Below are 21350 nucleotides of genomic sequence, written 5' to 3'. Positions count from 1 at the left end.
ATACATGGCACGTGTCCGACCCGTCTGGCATAATCGCACATATGTTCGAACATGTGGGTGTCGGGGCCGGTGGTGTGCTGGTTCACGATGCCTCTGTGGTCGATGCGGTGGTGCATTTCGCGCGGGTGTCGAATGTCGCTGAGTGCGGGAAGTTTCGGGCGATCGCTGATCTGGTGGCGTTGCGTGTCGATGACGAAGATGGCCGGCAGTGGTGGGCCTGTGATGGGTGGGATGCTGCGGTCGCCGAGGTGGGTGCGGCGCTGGGGATCGGGAAGCGTGAAGCGTCGGGGCAGTTGTCGATCGCGGTCGCGTTGCGCTTCCGGTTACCGCGGGTGGCGGCGGTGTTCGCCGATGGTGGGGTGTCGGCGCGGACGGTGGGGACGATCTGTTGGCGTACCCGTTTGGTGGAGGATCCCAATACGCTGGCGGTGATCGATGTTGCGTTGGCGGGGGCGTTGTCGGAGTGGGCGGGTTTGTCGCGCAAGAAGATTGAACGCAAGATCGACGGTTGGGTGCAGAAGTTCGACCCGGCCGCTGTGATCAAGGTGCGCTCGGCTGCGCGCCGGCGTGGGGTCGGGGTGGGTAAGCCCGATGATGAGACCGGGGTGGCCTCGATCTGGGGTGCGCTGTTGGCCACCGATGCCGAGTTGTTGGATCGGGTGCTGGACGAGATGGCCCGGCAGGTGTGTGAGGACGATCCGCGGACGTTTGGGCAGCGGCGGGCTGACGCGTTGGGGGTGTTGGCGGCCCGTGGGGATCGGCTGGCGTGCCAGTGCGGCAATCCGGATTGCCCGGCCGCTGGGCCTGATGCCCGGGCGGCGGGCGTGTCAAATGGTCTGTGTAAGTCCTGTTAACGGAAGGATCGCAGGGCGTGATGACAGGCAAGGACATGGATGTGGCGCTGGTTGAGGCGGTCTCCACGGTGGAGATGGCCGAGGCGCTTCGGGCGTCGGGGGCGGTCGATGATCTGCTGGCGCAGATCGATACCGGTGAGGTCGCGCTGACCGGTGAAGGTGGGCTGCTGCCCGGGCTGATCAAGCTCGCTCTCGAACGCGGGCTGGCCGCCGAGCTGACCGATCATCTGGGGTATGAGAAGGGCGACCCGGCCGGTCGGGTGCTGCCGAACGCCCGCAACGGCACCTCACCCAAGACCGTGCTCACCGAAGCCGGCCCGGTGCCCCTGGACGTGCCGCGGGATCGCGATGGCTCGTTCACCCCCACGCTGGTACCTAAAGGAACCCGCCGTATCGGTGGTCTCGACGACATGATCATTTCACTGTATGCGGGTGGAATGACGTTGCGGGACATTCAATTTCATCTTCAATCGACGATCGGGACCGAGGTGTCGCACGAGACGATCTCCAAGATCGTCGACGAGATCTCCGATGAGGTGCTGGCCTGGCAGCGCCGGCCGTTGGAGCCGCTGTATCCGGTGATCTACCTCGACGCGATGATCGTGAAGGTCAAAGACGGTGGCCACACCCGCAACAAGGCCGCGCACATCGCCGTGGGCGTGGATATGGCCGGGGTCAAGCACGTTCTGGGTATCTGGGTCCAGCCCAATGAAGGTGCCTCGTTCTGGGCATCGGTGTGCGCGGACCTGGCCAATCGGGGTGTCAAGGACGTGCTGATCGTGTGTTGCGACGGGCTCACGGGCTTCCCGGAGGCGATCACAGCGACCTGGTCGCAGGCCGCGGTGCAGACCTGCGTGGTGCACCTGATCCGCAACGCGCTGCGGTTTGTGTCCTATGCCGACCGCAAGGCCGTGGCCGCGGCGCTCAAGCCGATCTACACCGCACCCGATGCCGACGCTGCCCGCGTCGAGTTGGACGCGTTCGCGGCCTCGGAGCTAGGGCGCAAAAACCCCACGGTGACAATGGTTTTCGAACGCGCGTGGGAACAGTTCATCCCGTTTTTGGCGTTCCCGCCCGAGCTGCGCCGGGTGATCTACACAACCAACTCGATCGAGTCGTTGAACTACCAGCTACGCAAGATCATCAAGAACCGCGGCCAGTTCCCCAACGACGCCTCGGTGGTGAAACTGCTGTGGCTGGCGATCTGCAACATCGAGGACAAACGCGCTGCACAGCGAGCCAAGGAACGCGGCCAGAGACAGGGCCGCACAGCCCCCGGACGCCTCGTGGAAGGACAGGTGGTCACCAACTGGAAAAAGGCACTCGAGCAACTCGCGCTGGTCTACCCAGAGCGCATCGAACGTTATCTGTAAGCACCACAACAACTCACATACGAACAATCAGACAGGCGATTTACACAGAAAACTTGACAGGCTCCGGGCGGCGGCGGTGATGATTCATGTGCTCACCGATCAGCTGCCGACGCCGGTGGCGGATCCGCTGCTGCACGGGGATCCGGCCGCGCCGCTGACCCCGGCGCCAAACCAGCCTGCACCTGAGCCGGTGTTCACACCCGAACCTGAGCCTGAGCCCGCGCCGGCGGATGACGTGGCGCCGATGCCCGCGCCTGCACCGGCGGCCGATTCGCGGTCTGCCCAAACCCTGACTCCTGCTGGGGTCGAACGGGCCGGCGACAGCACGTCCACGCCAGTGCCGGCCAGCAGACCCGCGCATACACCTGCTCCGGCGGCTGAGTCGGCGCCCACCCCTGAAGCTCATGCGGCGCACCCGCCGGTCCCGGCTTCCGCTCCGACTTCCACCAAGCCCCCGGCTCCGGTGCGCACACCGGTCGGTTATGTCCTCGGCGGCGGTGTGGTGCCCCCGGCGGTGCTGGCGGATCTGGTGGCCCGCGGTGCGAAAGTGCGCACGGTCGCCTCGGCCGCCGATCTGGCTGAGGTGCCGCGGTACCGGCCGTCGGCGGCGATGGATGAGTTCGTGCGGGTGCGGGCCATGACGTGCATGTTCCCGGGCTGTGATCAGCCTGCCACCGCCTGCGATGTGGACCATACGATTGCGTGGCCGGTCGGGCCGACGCATCCGGGCAACCTGAGCCCGAAGTGCCGCAAACACCACCTGCTGAAAACGTTTTACGGCGGGCCGGATGGGTGGCAGGACCGTCAACAGCCTGACGGGACGATTGTGTGGACCGCACCCACCGGCCACACCTACATCAGCGTGCCCGAAAGTCGAATCCTGTTTCCCCGCACGGTCACCGACACCCCGCTGCCGAACCCACCACCAGAGGGAACCGATCTGGACACCACCGCGGCTGCCGGCCGGGGTGTCATGATGCCCATCCGGCGCCGCACCCGCGCCCAGAACCAGGCCCAGCAGATCGCCTACGAACGCGCCCTCAACCAAGCCGACATCGACGAACGCGAAGCCGCCCAAGAAGCCTTCGCCCGCCGGCGCAAAGAACGCCAAGAACGCGAAGCCGCAGAAGCCGCGGCCGCTGAATCAGCAGAGCAGCAAGACATCCCGCCGCCGCACTGAGGCAGATGGCTAGTGTGCGTGGTCGAACAGAACCAAGGTGTCGGCCAAGTTGCCGTCGACGAAGTAGGCGCGGCAGGTGAAAGGATCACGAATCGTGCCGCCGGCTTCGGCCTTGGCGTCGACCATTCCCGACACGTTCCACACGGTGATGCGGCTGTGGTCAACGCCTTTCAGTGGTTCGTCGGTCATCAGCGGAAACATGTCCTGCCCATCCGTCTCCAGCGTGCCGGCAACCGAGCGCACGTCGGAAAGCTGAGCCGAATCGGGCGATGCCAATTGCTTGCGCACGTCGGCTTGGCATCTGTCGCGGGCCACGTCTTGCGCGAGACGCGGCTCGGGGCGGACGAGGCCGAACCCGTGTGTCTTCATGGCGATCATCGCCAGTAGCGCCCCCGCAAGAACGCACGCCGCTCCGATGACGAGGAACCGGCTCGGTCGGCGCGGTTCTCCATGGTCAGCTGTCATGGACCGAACGTAACCTGCGTCCCGTCGCATCCCGTCACGGACTTGCCGGGTGGGAACTTTTGCGGATCGACATCCGGGATGACGGTGTCCCAGCGATACGCGCGCTGGGCGTCGGCGGCGCAGCCCTCATTGGCGGTGTCGTACAGGACCCGGAAGGTGTGCGGATCGGCGCCGGCGATGACCCGGTCTTGGTAGTAGGCCCGCTGATTGTCGACGGCGTAGTTGAAAACGCTGTCGTTGAGTCGGCGGAAGGTCGCCGCGTCCGCCCCGGGGATCGCTTCGCATCGGTAGTACACCGCGTGAATATCTTTGGTGTAGTCCAGGTTTCGGTCGTCGGGGGTGAAGCGCAGGATCTCGAAGTGCGCGGGGTCGTCCGAAATCTCGCGGTCCTTGCAGTAGACGGCACCGCTGTCCTTCGCGAGATCGCTGTTGATCGTCTCGAAGTGGTCGGGGTCGCCGCTGAGGGGCAGGGTGCCGGCCCAGATGTGGTTGCGGTCCTTGGCCCAGCCGTAATTCAGCCAGTCGAACGTGGTGACATCCGCACCGCCGATCTGAGCCCCCCGGTAGTAGGCGCGCGCCTTGTCCCGCGCGTAGCCGCTGGAGAGCTTGTGGAAGGAGCCGGCGTCCGCGCCGGCGACTTCGCGAGGTGACGAGTCGATGCCGCCCGTCCAGTACACCTTGCCATCGTCGACGTAGTAGCCGCCGACGACCTTCGGGCTACACGCAGGCGCCAGGAGCACTGCCGAGACAGCCAGCGCGGTAACCCATCGACGCACCTGCCCACCTCCTGTCGATCCCAGGATTAGACGTTCGCACAAAGACGCGGGCCGTGCATCTATCTATCGAGATGACAGGCTACGATTGCCGCAGACAACTCAATACGCCGACAACGCGCTGTGGGAGAACCCCCGGAAACGGGGCGCCGTAGGAGCAAGTCCTCCCCGGGAATCTCTCAGGCCCAAATACCGCAGCGTCGAGGCAACTCTGGAGAACAGTGCGGATCAACAGATCCGCGCTTACCGAAGGTGAACGGCGCTTACGCGTCAAAACTCTCAGGTTTCAGGACAGAGCGGGGAGGTGCTACCCAACGACGCGTCGAGCAGTCGACGCCCCGCGAACCGGAGTCACCTCATGTCTGTCCGTACAATAATTGGTAAGAACCACAACAGCTTTCGTGACCGCACTGGTCCGGCATCTCCGCTGTTGGCCGAACACCGGGCCCTGGCAGCTAGTTTCACCGACTTCGCCGGGTGGGAAATGCCACTCAAGTACGGCAGTGAACTCGCAGAGCACCGGGCGGTACGCGAGGCGGCGGGCCTGTTCGACCTGTCGCACATGGGTGAGGTCGCGGTCACGGGACCGGAAGCGGCGGCAGCGCTGGACTTCGCGCTGGTCGGTGAGGCTTCCAAGATTGGTGTGGGGCGGGCCAAATACTCGTTGATGTGCGACGCCGATGGCGGTGTCATCGATGACCTGGTGGTGTACCGGCTGGGCACTGACGCCTTCCTGGTCGTCGCCAATGCGGCCAACGCGCCGACCGTGGCTCGCAAACTGGTCAGGCGCGCAGCGCAATTCGACGCGGTTGTCGATGACCAGTCACTGGCGACCGCACTGATCGCGGTGCAGGGGCCGGCGTCCGAGGCCATCGTCAGCTCGCTGGTGCCGCACCGCCGGAGAGCCGCCGTTGCCGAGCTCCCGTACTACGCGGTGATCGATGCTCAGGTGGCCGGCATCGACGTGCTGCTCGCGCGCACCGGCTACACCGGCGAAGACGGCTTCGAGCTCTACGTGCCCAACGGTCAGGCTGTGGCACTGTGGGGAGCGCTGCTCGCAGCCACCTCCGAGGCCGGCGGCGTACCCGCGGGTCTCGCCTGCCGCGACACGCTACGGCTGGAGGCCGGCATGGCGCTCTACGGGCACGAGCTCACCGCGGACATCAACCCTTACCAGGCAGGCCTCGGCAAGGTGGTGCGCCTGGGCAAGGACTTCGTGGGACGTGATGCGCTGCAACAACTTTCTGCGCAGAACGGCCAGCGGGTGCTGGTCGGACTGAAGGGCGATACCCGACGCGCCGCGCGGTCCGGGTACACCATCCATCACGACGACGAGGCGGTGGGCACCGTGACCTCGGGCACGCTGTCGCCGACCCTGGGATACCCCGTCGCGCTGGCCTATCTCGACGCCGCGCTGGCGGAACCCGGCACCAGGGTGCAGGTCGACGTCCGAGGGCGAAAAGAGCCGTTCGAAGTCACCCCGGCGCCGTTCTACCGTCGCCCCTGAATACGAGACGACCACTTCAGGAAGGACCACCATGGCCACCAACGTCATCCCCGACGATCGCAGCTACAGCGAGGAGCACGAATGGGTACTCATCGCGCCCGGCGCCGCCCTTCCCGACGCCCCGGTGCGGGTCGGCATCACCGCGGTCGCGGCCGCGGCCCTCGGTGATCTGGTGTACGTCGACCTGCCCGAAGTCGGGTCCGCCATCACCGCCGGCGAGACCTGTGGCGAGGTCGAATCGACCAAGACCGTGTCGGAGCTGTACCCGCCGGTGAGCGGCACGGTCACTGCGGTCAACAGCGCCGCGGTCGACGATCCCAGCATCATCACCGCCGACCCCTACGATGCCGGTTGGCTCTTCGAGGTACAGCCGACCGCGGCCGGAAACCTGCTCACCGCAGCCGATTACGCCGCACGTAACGAGGAGTAGCCATGAGCATCTCGGTCGTCGCGGCCGCTCCGCTCGCCAACGGTGCAGCCGATTCCGGACATCTCGACCCGCAGGTGCGTACCCTGGCCGAACAGTTCCCGCTCTACCCGGAGTTGTAATGGCGATCAGCGTGTTCGACCTGTTTTCCGTCGGGATCGGGCCGTCGAGTTCACACACCGTCGGCCCGATGCGGGCGGCCGGCATGTTCGTCGACGAACTCATCGCCCGCAAGACGATCGACGACGTCGTCGATGTTCGAATCGATCTGTACGGATCGCTGGCGGCCACCGGCGGCGGCCACGGCACGATGCCCGCCATCCTGCTCGGACTGGAGGGCTGCCGTCCCGAGACCATCGAGACCGACGAGATGGAACGGCGGCTGGCGGCCATCAGGGCCACCGGTACGGTCCGGCTGGGCGGCCGGATCGAGCTCCCTCTCGCCGAATCTGACATCGCCCTGCACCCGGCGCAGCAGCTCGACCGTCATCCCAACGCGATGACGATCACTGCCCGTTCGGCCGACGGCGAAGTGCTCTTCGGCGAGACGTATTTTTCTGTCGGGGGTGGCTTCGTCGTCACCGAAGACGACTTGGCGCAGCCACCCGAATGTGGCAGAGATGCGGACACTTTCACGTCGGCGGCAGAACTTCTGGCGCTCACCGACCGCGAGCGCATCCCCATCAGCGCGGTGATGATGAGCCAGGAGTCGACGACGCGCACCGAAACCGAGGTGCGTCGACAGCTGCTACACATCCGCGATGTGATGCTCGCGTGTGCGACCAACGGCATGTCCCGCGACGGCTACCTGCCCGGCAAGTTGATGGTCCGCCGGCGGGCCAAGGACTGGTTCGTCCGACTGAGCGCCGAAGACGCCGGGCGCGACCCGGCCTTCGCCGAGGACTGGGTGAACCTGGTGGCACTGGCGGTGAACGAGGAGAACGCCTCGGGTGGTCGCATCGTCACCGCACCGACCAACGGTGCCGCCGGCATCATTCCGGCGGTGCTGTACTACGCGCTGCACTACACCGCGGCGGGCAAGGCCGATCCCGACGACGTCACCGTCCGCTTCCTCCTGACTGCCGGCGCCATCGGCTCCCTGTACAAGGAACGTGCATCGATCTCGGGTGCAGAGGTCGGCTGCCAGGGTGAGGTCGGATCGGCGGCATCGATGGCTGCCGGTGGCCTCGCCGAAATCCTCGGTGGCACACCCCAACAGGTCGAAAACGCCGCCGAGATCGCGATGGAGCACAGCCTGGGCCTGACCTGCGATCCGATCGGAGGTCTCGTGCAAATCCCGTGCATCGAACGCAACGCCATCTCGGCGGGCAAGGCCATCAATGCCGCTCGCATGGCACTGCGCGGTGACGGCACCCACCGGGTCAGCCTTGACCAGGTCATCGAGACGATGCGCGCGACCGGCATGGACATGAGCTCCAAATACAAGGAAACCTCGACCGGTGGCCTCGCCGTCACCGTTAATGTCGTCGAATGCTGAACGACATCACGGCCCCGCCGGTGCGCATCGGCATCCTGGGCGCCGCGCGGATCGGGCCGCTGGCGCTCATCAAACCGGCGAGGGGCCGCAGCGATGTCGTCGTGGCGGCGGTGGCCGCACGTGACACCGCGCGGGCCGACCAGTTCGCCGCGCGTCACGGCATCGGTACCGCATATGGGAGTTACGACGCGCTGATCGCGGATCCCGAGGTGGACGCGGTGTACATCCCGCTGCCGAATGGTCTGCACGGCAGGTGGATCCGGGCCGCCCTCGACGCCGGTAAGCATGTGCTCTGCGAAAAGCCGTTCACCGCCAATGCAACTGAGGCGACGGACATTGCACAGCGGGCGGCGGCATCGGACCGCGTGGTGATGGAGGCGTTCCACTACCGCTATCATCCGCTGGCCCTGCGCGTCGAGGAGATCATCGCCTCCGGCGAGCTGGGGAAGCTGCAGCACGTAGAGACGGCGATGTGCTTTCCGCTGCCCAAGTTCTCCGACATCCGGTACAACTACGCGCTCGCCGGTGGCGCGACGATGGACGGCGGGTGCTACGCCATCCACATGGCGCGCATCTTCGGCGGCGGAACTCCCGAGGTCGTGTCGGCGCAGGCGAAACTCCGTGACGGGCAGGTCGATCGCGCGATGACCGCCGAATTGCGTTATCCCGCAGGGCATACCGGCCGCGTGCGCTGCAGTATGTGGTCGACGAGCCTGCTCGCGATGAGCGCGCGGGTCATCGGGGAGCACGGCGAGCTGCGGGTCGTCAATCCCGTGCTGCCCCAGCTGTACCACCGCCTCGCGGTCCGCAGCACGAACGGCAAACGCGTGGAACGATTTTCACGACGAGCGTCCTACAGCTATCAGCTGGACGCCTTCGCCGGTGCGGTACTGCGCGGTGAACCGGTCAAGACGACTCCGCAGGATGCGGTCGAGAACATGACCGTCATCGATGCCGTCTACCGGGCGGCCGGCCTTCCGGTGCGGCAGCCCGCATGACACCGCCTGCGGATCGGCTCGGTATCGAGGCGCTGAGCGTGTTCGGCCTGCCGCCGGTCGAATTCGTCGAACTGGCCGCGGATCTCGGGTGTCGGTACATCACGGTCTTCCTCCGGAACCTCGCCGTGCTGCCACTGGGCTATCCGCCGTTCGCGCTCATGGACGACAGCCGGCTGCGGGCTGACCTGCTGGCCGCCATGCATCACCGCGGCGTCAGCATCTCGCTGGGTGATGGATTCCTGGTGCTGCCCGGCGCCGACATGCGGTCATTCGCAATGGATCTTGACCTGATGGCCGAGCTGGGGGTGCCGCGCATCAATGTGGTCAGCCTCGACCCGGATCTCGACCGCACCTGTGATCAGGTGGGCACGCTGGCGGAGCACGCGGCCGAGCGGCAGATCGAGACTGTCGTCGAACCCGTGCCGGGCCTGACGATCGGCGATCTGTCGACGGCACTGGCTGTGCTCCAACAGGTCTCGCGGCCCGATGTCCGGCTCCTCGTCGACACCATGCACCTGGTGCGCTCGGGTTCGGGCGCCGACGAGATCTCGGCGATCGCTCCCGACCAGATCGGTTACGCCCAACTCTGTGACACCACGCTCACGCCGCGGACCGACAACTATGCAGAAGAGGCCATGTTCGAACGCATGGTGCCGGGGGAGGGCGAGCTGCCGCTGCTGGAAATCCTTGCGGCGCTTCCCGACGACGTCGTCATCGGCCTGGAAGTCCCGCAACGCGCGCCGGCGCTCGCCGGCATCGGTCCGGCAGAGCGGCTCAGACCCTGCGTCGAAGCGGCGCAGGGTCTGTTGCGGCGGCGTCAGCTCAGCCGGCGAGGGTCTGCTTGAAACGGCGGACCATGAGAGCCACCACCGCGCCGAGGACCAGAACGACGACCGAACCGACCACGTTGACCAAGCCATTGGCGACGTCGAACGGGAACGTGAAGATGATGCCGAGCAGGATGGCGACCTGAATCAACAGGCCGATGCCGACCACGGCACTCAGCCGGATGTGCAACGCGTGCAGCGCGGTGGTCGGGGTGTGCGCCGTGGCAGCCGGCATGAAGCGGGCCGCGACGAAGTGTGTCATGGGCTTTCCGAGCAGGCAGCTCGCCAGGAACACCGCCGCCGCCACGCCGCCGACGAGCGTCTGCCCGGCCAGCACGAGCCGGGGGTCGGTGGTGACCAGTGCGACCGCCAGGGTCAGGCCGAACATCAACATGAGATACCCGGAATACGGATCGAGCTGACGTGCTTTCACGAGCCCGTATGCCACCGGGATACCGGCGACCACCGTCGCGGCCAACAACGCGAAGTACTCGGAATGCCCGGTGGCGCGGAGGCCGTAGAAGGCGACCAACGGGCTCCCGATCTCGAGAACGGTCCGAATGATCACGCGGCGTTTGGCAGCGGATCGCGCGGCGTCCGGGCGGTCGACCGGCTCCGGTCCGATGGTGTCGATCGACATGGCGGTCATGGTGGTGTCCTTCCCGGACGAGTCGGTGGCTTCGCGGTTCAGCGATGCCTACAGCGTCTCGCTCGGGCCGCCGCGGGTCTGTCCGGCGACCGGCCGACGTGGGGGAGGAAATCGATGTCCACCGATCGGGGGAGACCTCGACAGTGCCTACCCGCGATGCACTCAAAAGCCCACGTCAACCGGCCTGTTCGCGTTAGTGTCGTCACGACGTCACTCCCGTAAGGAGACAGCCATGGGCACCTACCGGACCGTCCTCGTCGGAACTGACGGCTCAGACTCGTCGATGAAGGCCGTCGAGCACGCCGCGACGTTCGCCGCTCAGCAGGGCGCGAAACTGGTGATTGCGACGGCCCATTTCCACGAAGTCGAAAAAGGCAGCTGGGCACGGGCGGCCGCACCTGAAAAGGCCAGTGATCGCCGTGCGGAGGACGTACTCGGGCGCGACGCCGGATACCGGGTGCACGGTGACGCGCACGTGTACGAAATCCTCCGCGACGCAGCCGAACTCGCGCGTGGTGCGGGCGCACAGCATGTCGTGGAGCGGTCGGTGATCGGTGCGCCCGTCGAGGCGCTGACCACGTTGGCGCGAGACGTCGACGCCGACCTGATCGTCGTCGGCGATGTCGGACTGAATACGGCAGCGGGCCGCCTGTTGGGCTCGGTGCCTGCCGATGTTGCGCGCAAGGCCAAGATCGACATCTTGATCGTGCACACCGTCGACTGACCTGGTGCCCATGTCGACGCACGACTACGCCACCTACGAGGAGTTCGGCCGAAGGTTCTTCGAGGTCGCGGTCACCGCCGACCGTGTTGCCGAGGGCTTCGGCACGATGGCCGGCGACACCTTCGAGCTCGGGCCGTTTCCCGCCGGGCCGGCCGGGATCGCGCGGGTGACGGCGCGGGTCAGCATCGAGCAACCACAGGTGACACGCAGAGACGGCGACATGATCGCGTTCGACGTTCGCATTCCGCTGGACATCGATCTGCTCATCGACCTGCGCGTGGACCGCTCCCGGTTCGAGGTGACGGGTGAGATCGCGCTGATCGCCACCGCGCGCGCCGCCGAACCGCTGCTGTTGATCATCGATATCCCGAAACCGCACCGCAAAGACATCACCGTCAACGTGACGTCCCAGACGCTGCGGGGCGAGCTCCTGCGGATCGTGGCCGATGTCGACTCGGAGATCAAACGCGTCATCGCCAAGCAGGTCGGCCGCCGGATCGACGCGCCCGAAGCGCAGCAGGCGAAGGTCGTCGACATCGGCAAGCGCATAGCCAGCGCGTGGACCGGAGTCTGACCGCCGGCGCCCCGGCCCTGCCGTGCTGAACGCATGGTGCAGTATCGCGGTGGTTCTCGACACTGACCGCGCCGACGTCGGGTAGTTTCACGCCATGACGGTGTATGCCATTGCCCAGCTTCGCTTTACGGACCGACCCGCCTATGACAGGTATCAGAGCCGATTCATGGGTGTGTTCGCGAAGTACGCGGGAACCATCCTCGCCGCCGACGAGGCACCCGTGGTCATCGAAGGTGACTGGGACCGCGAGAAGGTCGTGCTGATGTCGTTTCCCGACGAACCGTCGTTCCGTGAATGGGCGGATTCGCCTGAGTACCAGGAAATCTCGGTCGACCGACGGGCCGGGTCCGACGCCGTCGTCCTGCTCGTGAAGGGAATCGGCGCGCCATAGGGCGGAATGCCTGGCAGCGCCTACGATGAAAGTCGTTGTCACGCGCGATGGTTCGACCTGATCAGACCGTCGCGATGTAGTTGCTGCTGTAGAACTCCTCCGGGACCTGTGAATGGGCGGACGGCAGGTCCACAGCCAGCCACATGCCGGTGGCGCCGGCCGGGATGGGCGCCCGTAGTGTGACGCCGCCGCTGCCGTAGGCATCGGTGACGAGTGTTCCAGTGGTGATGCTGGGATCACCGGCCAGGCAGCCCTGCACTGCGTGTGGTGCGGGGATCACCCGCACCACGTAGCGCGCGTCGTCGGCGCCGTTCGTCAGGTCGATGTGCGCGGTCACGATGTGCCCGTCCGAGTTGATCTCGGCGAAGGGCTTCGCGCTTGCGCGCCCCAATTGCGTTGTCACGAGCTGAAAATCGCACGTGTGCATGTTGGCGAGCAGGAACATTCGATGGGTCGGCGAGGCGGACGCCGACGTGGCCGTCAGCGTCAGGGCCGCGCTCATTGCCGCTGAGACGGCGATGGCTCGCGCGATTCCGGCCATGCCGGTTACTGCAGTATTCACTGTCAACCCTCTTGCCCGTGCGTGAAACAGATTGGCGCACTACGTGTTCAACAGCGTATGAAGGTCAGGGGTCGGTCCGGATCGTGCTGCGGTCGGAGATCGGCCTGGCACGTCCTACTCCCGGGGTAGGTATCGATCGCCGCCCGCGGCACGATGCCGGCGCTTGCGGCGTGCCTAGCTCGCCGGCGCGACGCCGTTCAAGACGAAGTCGATGACGGCACCGGCGACGTCGCGTTGGGTCTTTCCCGAGCCGACGGCGTTGTGCAACAGCGCTGTCATCATGACCGCGCCGAAGATGCTGACCGCATCGGTGTGTGGCTCCGCGACACGCTTCAAGGAGCCGTCGGCGGCACCGGCCTCGAGCACGCGCGCGATGGGTTCGTAGAACGCATGCTGGACAGCCGAGGCCAGGTCGGGGAGACGGATGGCGCGGCCGAGGTCGCCGACCAGCGCCATGCTGGTTCCCGGTCGATTCATCGTGTGGGCGACCTGCGCGGTGATGACGGCGATGAGTCGCTCCCGCCCGCTACCGGCGGAATCGGCGGCAGCGGCGACATCACGAGCCAGGTCACCGAGCGAATCGCGCAGCAGGAAGCCGAGGATGTCGTCCTTGCCGGTGAAGTAGTAGTACAGCGTGGCCTTCGGGACGCCGGACGCGGCGGCGATCTCTTCGATCTTCGTGTTCTCCAGGCCTTTGGCGGCGATCAGGTCGGCCGCGGCATAGAGCTTGCTCGCCACCGCCGCGGGCACTGCCCGTCCCGTCTGCTCAACCACGAATCGAAGTGTACGAGCCGCCGGCCCACCGGATTCCGGGACCGTGGAACCGACATCCAAACTGATATGTTGTACTCGGAGTCTAAACCGCTGGTTCTAGTGCAGGTCGGAAGGGATCACCATGGGCAGCGTCACCGCAGACGTCGTTGTGGTCGGCTACGGAGCCGCTGGGGTGTGCGCTGCGCTCGAAGCGCGTGCGCAGGGAGCCGACGTCCTCGCCATCGATCGCTTCAACGGCGGCGGCGCCACGCAGGTGTCGGGCGGGATCATCTACGCCGGCGGTGGCACGTGGGTCCAGCGCCAGGCAGGCATCACCGACAGCGCCGATGCCATGTACGAATACCTGCACGCTGAGGTCGGTGACTCGGTGCGGCCGGAAACACTGCGGCGGTTCGTCGACGGCAGTCCCGCAATGATCGACTGGCTCACCGCACACGGCGTGCCGTTCGAGGCCTCGGTGTGTCCCTACAAGACGTCGTATCCCAACAACAAGTACTACCTCTATTACTCGGGCAGTGAGAACTCCGGCCACTTCCGCGCGATCACGCCGCCGGTGCAGCGCGGCCACCGGGCCAAGGGTCCGGGCGCGTCGGGTAAAAAGATCTATCAGCCGCTGGCGGCGTCAGCGCGCCGGGCGGGTGTGCGCACGATGTTCCACACGCGAGCCGATTCCCTTCTGACCGATGCCGCAGGCCGGGTCGTGGGTGTCCGCACCAGTACCCTGGCGCAAGCGCCGGCGTGGGTGCAGCGACGCTACGCGACATACGCCGCGCTGTCCGTGAAACCCGGTATCTACTACCCGCCGCTGCGCGCGGCGATGGACCGGCTGCTGGCCGCACTCGAACGCCGCTACGCCCGAACGGTCGACATCCGTGCTCGTAAGGGTGTAATCCTCTGCGCCGGTGGATATATCGCCAATCGTGAGTTGATCCAGCAGCACGCTCCGGACTATCGCGATGGCCTGCAACTCGGCACCAGCGCGGACGACGGCAGCGGCATGCAGTTGGCTGTCGATGTCGGCGCGGCCGTGGATCGGCTGGACAACGTGTCCGCCTGGCGGTTCATCACGCCGCCCAGTGCGATGCTCGGCGGGCTTGTCGTCGACGAACGCGGACACCGCTTCATCGACGAAACCCGTTACGGCGCAGCCATCGGCAACGCAATGGTGCAGGGCCACGACGGGCGAGGCTGGATTCTGGCCGACCGGTCGCTGCTCGAGCAGGCGCGCAAACAGCTTCCGCAGCAGGCGATCTGGTTTCAGCGCCTGCAGATGGAAGCGATGCTGCGGACCGATCGCGTGGAGGCGGCCACCATCGAAGCTGTCGCCGCCAAGGCGGGCGTCGACCCGGCTGGACTGTGCCGGACAGTCGCTGAGCATAACGAGGCCGCGGCAGCGGGGCGCCCTGATCCGATGGGCAAGCCGGCCGAATACGTCCACCCCATCGAACAGGGTCCGTACTCGCTGATCGCGATCTCGATCAAGCCCAGCCTCATCAATCCGTGCCCGATGTTCACCCTCGGTGGCCTCATCGTCGACGAAGACACCGGTGCCGTGAAAACCGCTGAGGGACAACCGATCGACGGCCTCTTCGCGGCGGGACGCACAGCTGTCGGCATCTGTGCCAACTCCTACGTGAGCGGGCTGTCGCTCGCCGACTGTGTGTACTCCGGACGGCGTGCCGCGCAGCACGCCGTCCAGTGCGGTTCGGTCAGCGCTCGCTGAGCGACAGGTCGTCGTCGTCGAACTTCTGCGGCGACGGCCACTCGGCGGGCACCGGACGCTGGCGCACGATCTGCGGCCACCAGAACCACTTGCCCAGCAGTGCGGCGATCGACGGTGTCATGAACGATCGCACCACCAACGTGTCGAACAGCAGGCCCAGGCCGATGGTCGTACCGATCTGCCCGAGGATCACGAGCGGGCTGAAGATGAACGCCGCCATCGTGGCGGAGAACACCAGACCGGCTGCTGTGACGACGCTGCCGGTGCCACCCATCGACCGGATGATGCCGGTGTTGAGGCCGGCATGCATCTCCTCTTTGAACCGCGACACCAGGAGCAGGTTGTAGTCCGCGCCGACGGCCAACAGCAGGATGATCGCGAGTGGCACCACGACCCAGTACAGATGGATGCCGAAGATGTACTGCCACACCAGAACCGACAATCCGATCGATGCGCCCAGCGACAGCACGACGGTGCCGACGATGACGGCCGCGGCCACGATGCTGCGGGTCACGATCACCATGATCAGCAGGATGAGCGCGACTGCCGCCAGCGCGGAGATCAACAGGTCGTACTTGGTGCCCTCTTGGATGTCCTTGTTGGTGGAGCCGATACCGGCGATGTAGATCTTGGCGTCCGACATGGGTGTCGCCTTGAGGGCATCGAACACCGCGTCCTTGATCGCGTTGATGTGCGGGATGGCCTCGGGGTTGTGGTGCGTCAGATTGTGACGTTCAACGAGAACCAACGCCTACGGGCCGCCGCGCGAGAACTCTTGGAGCAGGACCGGGTGACCGGCCTCGACAACGCGATCTCGTTGCGCGACCGACTGTCTTCCTTGCTGTCCCGGACCGGCCATGCCGCCGAAGGCGTTTCGGTTGCGCGTCTCGATATGGACGAGTTGGCGTTGGTGACCGCGGCCTATGGCCGTGGTGCGGGAGACGACCTGCTGAACCTGGCCGCCGGCCGTATCCGATCGAGCGTCGGCCTCGACGATGTCATCGCACGGCTGGACAGCGGGCAGTTCGCGGTACTCATGGACGGCGGTGTCGAGCGCGGCCGGGCCGTGGCAGACCGCCTGGTCCAGGCATTCGCCGACCCGTTCATCATCGACGGGCACGACCTGCTGATCCGACCGAGCGTCGGCCTGGCGGTGGCCACCGAGGGCGAAGCCGACCTGACTGCCGACGATCTGCTCGCGCGAGCGGCGGCGGCCGTTCAAATCGCCAAGAACTCGCACCTGCGAAGTGCGTACATCCACGGCAGGGACAGCGACATTGACGACGACGCTGCGACGACAACGCGCACCGCGGCCTTGGGAGCACGGCCGACCGAGACGGTCCGGCTGCTGGGCCAGCTACGCCAGGCGATCGACAGTGAGGCACTCTGCCTGTATTACCAACCGAAGTTCGACCTGATCTCGGGCGCCATGATGGGCGTGGAAGCCCTATTGCGTTGGCCCCATGCCGAACTCGGCCTGCTGGCCCCCGACCGCTTCTTGCCGTTGGTGCGTTCGCATGGCCTGACCACCTTGGTGAACGATCTGGTGATCGAGCGGGCGCTTGACGACGTTGCCCGCTGGCGCGGTGAGGGACTGGCTGTTCCCGTGGCAGTCAACGTATTCGCCAATTGCCTCACTGACATCGCCTTGCCCCGGCGGATCGCCAAGGCGCTGGAAGAACGCCGGATCTCTGCGGCCGACCTGACGCTGGAGATCACCGAGGACTTCATGCTGAGCAAGCTGGGACGCGTTCAGTACGTCTTGAACGGGTTGCGCCACACCGGAGTACGGGTCGCGATCGATGATTTCGGCAGCGGCTATTCAACGTTGAGTTACCTGCGCGACCTTCCGGTGGACGAAGTCAAGCTCGACCGGCAGTTCGTCGCATCTGTCCTCAAGGACGATCGTGCCGCCGAAATCGTCCGCTCCATCATTTCGCTGGCCCATCATCTGGGTGCCCGCGTCGTCGCTGAGGGCGTGGAAGACGGCGAAACTGCCGCTCGGCTCAAGCAATTCAAGTGCGACGTTGTGCAGGGCTATCTCTACAGCACGCCCATCGCCGCTGATCGCGTGCCCGCCTGGCTTCGTGAACGGCGAGACTTTCCGCCGAGCATTCCGCGGCCCGTCGCAGCGAGCATCTAGCGGGCCGAGTTCTGTGACCCGCGTTCTCGGAAATTGTGCGGATCTATGGGCGCACCGAGAGCGAGTAAGCGCTGAGAGTCTGCACCAATCATCGGGCCATGAGCGGCGCGAGCCACGCGAGTTCGTCTTGCATCAGTGGGTTCCAGAACGCGGGGGCGTGACCGCCGGGTGAGAGACCGCCTGCGGCGCCGTTCGGCAATTGAGCGATGAAAGCTCTGGTTGCGGCAGCGAACCCGTCGCTCTCACCGCAGTCGATCCGGATCGGAATCGAGGCCAACGAGCGCTGTCCCCATACCGAGTTCGCGGCATAGTCTTCCGGGCCGTCGAAGGCTCCCTCCGGCACCGTTTCAGGCGAGGTCCACAGTGCTGGGCTGACAGCGCAGATCGCCGCCGTCCGGGCGCGACCCAACCGGGCGCCCAAGAGAAGTGCGCCGTACCCGCCCATTGACCAGCCCAGGAACCCCACCCGCGACGTATCCAGGCCCTGCCCGGCCAGCATCGGTATCAGCTCATTGAGCACCATGGCTCCCGGGTCGTCTCCGTTGGCCCGCTTGTGCCAAAAGTTGTCGCCGCCGTCGACGCCGACGACTGCAAACGGCGGCAATCCTGCCTTCACAATCTCATCCAGGCGGTCCGGAAAGTCTGCCGACATGGTCTCGTCGAGATTGCTGCCCCTGCCGTGCAACGCGATGACAGGGCGAAGCGGCCCACCACGGCCGGGTGGCCGTGCGATGGCCCACCTGGTTGACACGCCGCCCCGCGCCTCGGAGAGGAAAGTATTGGCTCCGCTCGTTGCGGGGGCCGGATGTGCGGTGGCACGGGGCCGGCGAACAGTCGTGCCCAGTACATACGCGCCGACGGCTCCGGCGCCGGCGATGGCGCCGCAACCGATGAAGGCGCGCCGGGTCAGCTGGGCCATGGCGCCATCATGCCATCAACCCGGCGCAGCAGGCGTGGCGATTTGCCCAGAGCTGCGTAGCGACGCAAATGGAGTTCGATGATGTCGAAATGACCATCTGACGCGGGAAGTTTTCGCGTCTGCGGTAACTTTGGACCGGTGGCGACCATTATGGCGGGGAGCCGTATGTTGATGTCGATGCGAAAGCGCTGGTGGGGCAACGTGACCGGGGTGTATCGCTCCACTCCCTTGGACAGGTCTTGGTCCGGCAGTCGGATAGTTGCAGTCGTCGGACCCTTGGAGGGGCTCACCGCCGATGAGGTGCAATCCCGACTGTCGACGATAGTCACAAGTTCGGCAACCCCCAGGATTGCGATCGCGCCAAGCCAGAGCCAAGCGTGCTGGCCGTACCGTCCTGATCTCATCGACGATGCGGTTCACGTCGTGGCAGACACTGCCTCAATCGATCTCGGCGCCTTTCTCACCGGGATCGGACACCGCCAGGGTCGGCGGAATCCAACCGACGTCTTCGTCTCCGGCGGTTTCCTTGCCGTCGAATACCCACACGCGGTCGGTGACGGACATTACGGGTTGAGCATCATCGGTGCGCTGGCTGCCGGACTACCGGAGTTGCCGTCGGATCTGCCGCATACCGTGGTTTGGCGGGCGTTGTGGCGGCACTACGCTAGGCGCCCTGCGCTGCTGAGATCGCTCTGGACTCTGCGAAAAGAACAGCGGCGCAGAACTTCTGGTATTTCCGAAGCCGGCGCCGTGGCCGATTGGCGGTCGTTGAGGCGAGTCGCCACACGTCGGTTCGATGCGCGCCAGATCGGTCGATTGCAGGATTGGGTTGACAAGCATGCGCCCGACTCGACGCGGGTGGCGGTGATGTCAGCCTTGTGGCTCGCCGCGCTGCGATCAGTGCAGCTGCCCATCGACGAGCATGTGGTGGTGTTGTTCAATTGCCGGCGGTACCTGCCTCGCGAATATGCGGCCGCCCTGGGAAATTTCGCGATCGGGATTCCACTTAGGATAGGTACATTGCCGCCGGACCAGATCACGGCTCAGCTGCGCAAAGTGACTGAAACAGGATGGCCCATCATGTCCATCGGGATCGGCGCGCTCCGCTCGTTGTTGGGTGGCTTTACCCGCACGAGAGCCGCAGAACCAGACGTTGGCACAGAACGGATTCGGCTGTCCGTGAGTGATATGGGCCGGCTTCCATTCGATCACCTACCGTGGGTGCGTGATGCGCCGCAACTGGCGACTGCGTTCGTCGACCTCGATCGACCCGATGCGATGACGCTACTGATTTCCGACACCACCAACAGTCGCAACGTCTCCGTCACATACTGCGAAGCCACCGTGTCGGGGGAAGTTGTGGAGGCGGCGCTTGACCGGATGTACACGGAGCTGACGGAACTGCTGTCTGCGCTGTGATTTCGGTTGGTGATCCAACCGCGTGCTCGGCCGTCATCTGCCGGTCGGATCAACCGACAGGTGTCCGCACCGAGATGATGTTCGATGACGAAGACAACCGGCCGACACCATCTTGAGCGCGCACTCCGTACAGGTAGGTCTGGCCGGGTAGGGCCGATCGGTCGGCGAGGGTAGCCGACGATCCCGACGCCACCATGGTCCAGTACTGTCCCGAGGGGTCGCCACGCCAGAGGTAGTAACCGACGACTCCGGAACCCTGTCCGTCGTTCGATGCCTGCCAGGCCACCGTGACGCTGGTCGGGGCGACGCTGACGGCAGTGACGCCCGCCGGTGCGGTCGGCGGGGTGACATCGACGTTGCCGTCCCATTGCTGCAGCACGCGTAAGCGGCTCCACGGAATCGCGTTCATGTCGTAGTAGTCCCATGCGAGACCGGCACTTTGGTAGGCAGCCGGAATCTGGCCGGGCTTGCCGATCAGGCTCGGATCACTTTCGAAAACCACCGCGATGGACGCCCCGGCATTGTCGACGACGTACGCACCGAATGTCTGGAGCGCCTTCGCGATCACTTGTTGCCCGTAAGGCAGTGCGCCGACGTTGATCGACGGATCCAGTTGAACCCGTGAGCCTTCGGGGACGCAGTTCGCGCTTGCGTCGAAACCGTCGGTATGCGATGCGGGGTAGCGAAAGTACCCCGGACACGCGAGGCTCGATGCAATGGCCAGTGCGTGCGGAATCAAACCTGCCTGGATTTCGCGCATCCTGACGACGCCGGCGAGTCGCGAAACGTTTGTGGCTGTGGCGGATCCACTTGTGCCGCCGCCCGGCCCGATGCCCGAACCGTTTGCAAGGTCGTACGTGATGCCACCCCAGCTGGTCGAAATGGTTCCGCCGGACGGCTGCGCAGCACCCCAGAAGTCGTACGAAACAGGGGGATTCGCGGTCCAGTCGATGGAGATCAGCGCATGGTCGCTGCCTGTGTTGGGCAGTGCACCTGCCGGTAGACGCACCGCGGTGGGCAATGGGCATGGACCCCAAGCTTGTGTGCATCGAACGGAGACGACCGGCGACGAGGCCGATGCGTTGTAGATCGGTATTCCGAACTCGTTGAGATTGGCGACGTGCTGGCCGATGCTGAGTCTGGCGACGATGGCCGCGGAGTTGCTTATCAACGCCGGGTTGGATGTGATGGCGCTGTTCCACACGCTTGTGCTCGCGAATGGGCGGCCTGCGGCCCCCGTGAAAGACGATTCAGCACCTGCCGTCGGCGCGATCAGTATCGCGGTGGACGCGATGCTCACCGCTCGAGTCAGTGCCGTCCACGTTTTTGCACCCCGCCCCTTGGTCGTCATGTCAAACCCTCTAAATTGTCGATGATGGCAAATGTTCCGGGTTCAGCGGACTGTGGTCCGGGCGACATCGTGCTTTCGCCGCCAAACAATACGTTCCGAGAGTTGAAACTGGTGCGGCAGGCTAGTCACGATTTGGCTAAAACGGCTCTTCACAGATGAGGGTGTAGAGGTGGTTGGCGCGTCGTTGCCGGGATAGAGGTCGAGGTCTCTCGAAAATGA

Annotated in this window: 22 protein-coding genes, 1 pseudogene and 1 riboswitch; of the genes and pseudogenes, 15 read left to right on the top strand and 8 right to left on the bottom strand. The window is 65.5% G+C overall.

Annotated elements, in window-relative coordinates; genetic code table 11:
- Positions 1–41: 41 nt before the first annotated feature.
- The 3 genes from ACJH7A_RS11550 to ACJH7A_RS11540 all read left to right on the top strand — a co-directional run bounded on the left by ACJH7A_RS11550 (position 42) and on the right by ACJH7A_RS11540 (position 3407).
- Positions 42–854, top strand: a complete 813-nt coding sequence (locus tag ACJH7A_RS11550) for a DUF222 domain-containing protein (RefSeq protein WP_406801989.1) — start codon at positions 42–44, stop codon at positions 852–854.
- A 20-nt stretch (positions 855–874) separates the two neighbouring features.
- Entirely contained in the window at positions 875–2227 is a 1353-nt protein-coding gene (locus tag ACJH7A_RS11545; RefSeq protein WP_406802011.1) for an IS256 family transposase, read from the top strand.
- 79 nt (positions 2228–2306) lie between these two features.
- Entirely contained in the window at positions 2307–3407 is a 1101-nt protein-coding gene (locus ACJH7A_RS11540) for a hypothetical protein (RefSeq protein ID WP_406801988.1), read from the top strand.
- A gap of 9 nt (positions 3408–3416) precedes the next feature.
- Here the strand turns inward: ACJH7A_RS11540 and ACJH7A_RS11535 are convergent, their stop codons facing one another.
- On the bottom strand, positions 3417–3785 hold the full coding sequence (locus ACJH7A_RS11535) for a hypothetical protein (protein WP_406774563.1): 369 nt from the start codon (positions 3783–3785) through the stop codon (positions 3417–3419).
- An 83-nt stretch (positions 3786–3868) separates the two neighbouring features.
- Entirely contained in the window at positions 3869–4648 is a 780-nt protein-coding gene (locus ACJH7A_RS11530) for a DKNYY domain-containing protein (protein WP_406774564.1), read from the bottom strand.
- 111 nt (positions 4649–4759) lie between these two features.
- Positions 4760–4850: riboswitch (glycine riboswitch) on the top strand.
- Positions 4851–5003: 153 nt separating this feature from the next.
- Between ACJH7A_RS11530 and gcvT the strand changes: the two genes are divergently transcribed.
- From gcvT to ACJH7A_RS11505, 5 genes are all read left to right on the top strand, one after another.
- Positions 5004–6152, top strand: a complete 1149-nt coding sequence (gene gcvT, locus ACJH7A_RS11525; protein WP_406774565.1) for a glycine cleavage system aminomethyltransferase GcvT — start codon at positions 5004–5006, stop codon at positions 6150–6152.
- A 31-nt stretch (positions 6153–6183) separates the two neighbouring features.
- The gene (gcvH, locus tag ACJH7A_RS11520) at positions 6184–6582 is read left to right on the top strand and encodes a glycine cleavage system protein GcvH (protein WP_406774566.1); all 399 of its coding nucleotides are present in this window, start codon (positions 6184–6186) and stop codon (positions 6580–6582) included.
- 118 nt (positions 6583–6700) lie between these two features.
- Complete coding sequence (locus ACJH7A_RS11515; protein WP_406774567.1) at positions 6701–8077, top strand: L-serine ammonia-lyase; 1377 nt, start codon at positions 6701–6703, stop codon at positions 8075–8077.
- The gene (locus ACJH7A_RS11510) at positions 8071–9075 is read left to right on the top strand and encodes a Gfo/Idh/MocA family protein (protein WP_406774568.1); all 1005 of its coding nucleotides are present in this window, start codon (positions 8071–8073) and stop codon (positions 9073–9075) included. The genes ACJH7A_RS11515 and ACJH7A_RS11510 overlap by 7 nt, the downstream gene beginning before the upstream one ends.
- Positions 9072–9920, top strand: coding sequence for a sugar phosphate isomerase/epimerase family protein (locus ACJH7A_RS11505; RefSeq protein ID WP_406785130.1), 849 nt, complete (start codon positions 9072–9074; stop codon positions 9918–9920). The genes ACJH7A_RS11510 and ACJH7A_RS11505 overlap by 4 nt, the downstream gene beginning before the upstream one ends.
- On the opposite strand, the gene ACJH7A_RS11500 is transcribed toward ACJH7A_RS11505, so the two are convergent.
- On the bottom strand, positions 9898–10551 hold the full coding sequence (locus tag ACJH7A_RS11500) for a VC0807 family protein (RefSeq protein ID WP_406785131.1): 654 nt from the start codon (positions 10549–10551) through the stop codon (positions 9898–9900). The two genes, ACJH7A_RS11505 and ACJH7A_RS11500, sit on opposite strands and share 23 nt — an antisense overlap.
- 232 nt (positions 10552–10783) lie before the next feature.
- Here ACJH7A_RS11500 and ACJH7A_RS11495 point away from each other — a divergent pair, with 232 nt between their 5' ends.
- The 3 genes from ACJH7A_RS11495 (at position 10784) to ACJH7A_RS11485 (ending at position 12240) form a co-directional block, all read left to right on the top strand.
- Positions 10784–11275: a universal stress protein gene (locus tag ACJH7A_RS11495; RefSeq protein ID WP_406785132.1), complete on the top strand. Its 492-nt coding sequence runs from the start codon at positions 10784–10786 to the stop codon at positions 11273–11275.
- Positions 11276–11285: 10 nt separating this feature from the next.
- The gene (locus ACJH7A_RS11490) at positions 11286–11849 is read left to right on the top strand and encodes a hypothetical protein (RefSeq protein ID WP_406785133.1); all 564 of its coding nucleotides are present in this window, start codon (positions 11286–11288) and stop codon (positions 11847–11849) included.
- Between the two features lie 94 nt (positions 11850–11943).
- Entirely contained in the window at positions 11944–12240 is a 297-nt protein-coding gene (locus ACJH7A_RS11485) for a DUF1330 domain-containing protein (RefSeq protein ID WP_406785134.1), read from the top strand.
- Positions 12241–12301: 61 nt separating this feature from the next.
- On the opposite strand, the gene ACJH7A_RS11480 is transcribed toward ACJH7A_RS11485, so the two are convergent.
- Both ACJH7A_RS11480 and ACJH7A_RS11475 read right to left on the bottom strand, forming a co-directional pair.
- Complete coding sequence (locus tag ACJH7A_RS11480) at positions 12302–12802, bottom strand: hypothetical protein (RefSeq protein WP_406801987.1); 501 nt, start codon at positions 12800–12802, stop codon at positions 12302–12304.
- A gap of 174 nt (positions 12803–12976) precedes the next feature.
- Positions 12977–13576 carry a TetR/AcrR family transcriptional regulator gene (locus ACJH7A_RS11475; protein WP_406801986.1) on the bottom strand — a complete coding sequence of 200 codons (600 nt, stop codon included), beginning with the start codon at positions 13574–13576 and terminating at the stop codon, positions 12977–12979.
- A 121-nt stretch (positions 13577–13697) separates the two neighbouring features.
- Between ACJH7A_RS11475 and ACJH7A_RS11470 the strand changes: the two genes are divergently transcribed.
- The gene (locus tag ACJH7A_RS11470) at positions 13698–15299 is read left to right on the top strand and encodes an FAD-binding protein (protein WP_406801985.1); all 1602 of its coding nucleotides are present in this window, start codon (positions 13698–13700) and stop codon (positions 15297–15299) included.
- Here the strand turns inward: ACJH7A_RS11470 and ACJH7A_RS11465 are convergent.
- A pseudogene (locus tag ACJH7A_RS11465) lies at positions 15286–16014 on the bottom strand (MMPL family transporter); the annotation flags it as partial. The gene ACJH7A_RS11470 and the pseudogene ACJH7A_RS11465 overlap by 14 nt on opposite strands.
- Before the next feature lie 12 nt (positions 16015–16026).
- On the opposite strand from ACJH7A_RS11465, the gene ACJH7A_RS11460 reads away from it, so the two are divergent.
- Complete coding sequence (locus tag ACJH7A_RS11460) at positions 16027–17442, top strand: putative bifunctional diguanylate cyclase/phosphodiesterase (RefSeq protein WP_406801984.1); 1416 nt, start codon at positions 16027–16029, stop codon at positions 17440–17442.
- 88 nt (positions 17443–17530) lie between these two features.
- Here the strand turns inward: ACJH7A_RS11460 and ACJH7A_RS11455 are convergent, their stop codons facing one another.
- Positions 17531–18361, bottom strand: coding sequence for an alpha/beta hydrolase family protein (locus tag ACJH7A_RS11455; protein ID WP_064858242.1), 831 nt, complete (start codon positions 18359–18361; stop codon positions 17531–17533).
- A gap of 423 nt (positions 18362–18784) precedes the next feature.
- On the opposite strand from ACJH7A_RS11455, the gene ACJH7A_RS11450 reads away from it, so the two are divergent.
- The gene (locus ACJH7A_RS11450; protein ID WP_165605494.1) at positions 18785–19780 is read left to right on the top strand and encodes a hypothetical protein; all 996 of its coding nucleotides are present in this window, start codon (positions 18785–18787) and stop codon (positions 19778–19780) included.
- Between the two features lie 49 nt (positions 19781–19829).
- Here the strand turns inward: ACJH7A_RS11450 and ACJH7A_RS11445 are convergent, their stop codons facing one another.
- Positions 19830–20801, bottom strand: coding sequence for a fibronectin type III domain-containing protein (locus ACJH7A_RS11445; protein WP_064858245.1), 972 nt, complete (start codon positions 20799–20801; stop codon positions 19830–19832).
- A 109-nt stretch (positions 20802–20910) separates the two neighbouring features.
- Between ACJH7A_RS11445 and ACJH7A_RS11440 the strand changes: the two genes are divergently transcribed.
- Positions 20911–21156: a hypothetical protein gene (locus tag ACJH7A_RS11440; protein WP_064858246.1), complete on the top strand. Its 246-nt coding sequence runs from the start codon at positions 20911–20913 to the stop codon at positions 21154–21156.
- Positions 21157–21350: the final 194 nt, after the last annotated feature.

It is taken from the genome of Mycobacterium sp. SMC-17, assembly GCF_045310915.1.
Taxonomy (GTDB): domain Bacteria; phylum Actinomycetota; class Actinomycetes; order Mycobacteriales; family Mycobacteriaceae; genus Mycobacterium.
The sequence above is the reverse complement of the archived record's forward strand: the minus strand, read 5'-3'. Positions and strand labels throughout refer to the sequence as shown.

Bases quoted from the DNA above. Each gene is read 5' to 3' on its own strand.
- ACJH7A_RS11550 (WP_406801989.1), top strand. From the start codon at position 42: ATGTTCGAACATGTGGGTGTCGGGGCCGGTGGTGTGCTGGTTCACGAT.
- ACJH7A_RS11545 (WP_406802011.1), top strand. From the start codon at position 875: ATGACAGGCAAGGACATGGATGTGGCGCTGGTTGAGGCGGTCTCCACG.
- ACJH7A_RS11540 (WP_406801988.1), top strand. From the start codon at position 2,307: ATGATTCATGTGCTCACCGATCAGCTGCCGACGCCGGTGGCGGATCCG.
- ACJH7A_RS11535 (WP_406774563.1), bottom strand. From the start codon at position 3,785: ATGATCGCCATGAAGACACACGGGTTCGGCCTCGTCCGCCCCGAGCCG.
- gcvT (WP_406774565.1), top strand. From the start codon at position 5,004: ATGTCTGTCCGTACAATAATTGGTAAGAACCACAACAGCTTTCGTGAC.
- gcvH (WP_406774566.1), top strand. From the start codon at position 6,184: ATGGCCACCAACGTCATCCCCGACGATCGCAGCTACAGCGAGGAGCAC.
- ACJH7A_RS11515 (WP_406774567.1), top strand. From the start codon at position 6,701: ATGGCGATCAGCGTGTTCGACCTGTTTTCCGTCGGGATCGGGCCGTCG.
- ACJH7A_RS11510 (WP_406774568.1), top strand. From the start codon at position 8,071: ATGCTGAACGACATCACGGCCCCGCCGGTGCGCATCGGCATCCTGGGC.
- ACJH7A_RS11505 (WP_406785130.1), top strand. From the start codon at position 9,072: ATGACACCGCCTGCGGATCGGCTCGGTATCGAGGCGCTGAGCGTGTTC.
- ACJH7A_RS11500 (WP_406785131.1), bottom strand. From the start codon at position 10,551: ATGACCGCCATGTCGATCGACACCATCGGACCGGAGCCGGTCGACCGC.
- ACJH7A_RS11495 (WP_406785132.1), top strand. From the start codon at position 10,784: ATGGGCACCTACCGGACCGTCCTCGTCGGAACTGACGGCTCAGACTCG.
- ACJH7A_RS11490 (WP_406785133.1), top strand. From the start codon at position 11,286: ATGTCGACGCACGACTACGCCACCTACGAGGAGTTCGGCCGAAGGTTC.
- ACJH7A_RS11485 (WP_406785134.1), top strand. From the start codon at position 11,944: ATGACGGTGTATGCCATTGCCCAGCTTCGCTTTACGGACCGACCCGCC.
- ACJH7A_RS11470 (WP_406801985.1), top strand. From the start codon at position 13,698: ATGGGCAGCGTCACCGCAGACGTCGTTGTGGTCGGCTACGGAGCCGCT.
- ACJH7A_RS11455 (WP_064858242.1), bottom strand. From the start codon at position 18,361: ATGGCCCAGCTGACCCGGCGCGCCTTCATCGGTTGCGGCGCCATCGCC.
- ACJH7A_RS11440 (WP_064858246.1), top strand. From the start codon at position 20,911: ATGCTGAGTCTGGCGACGATGGCCGCGGAGTTGCTTATCAACGCCGGG.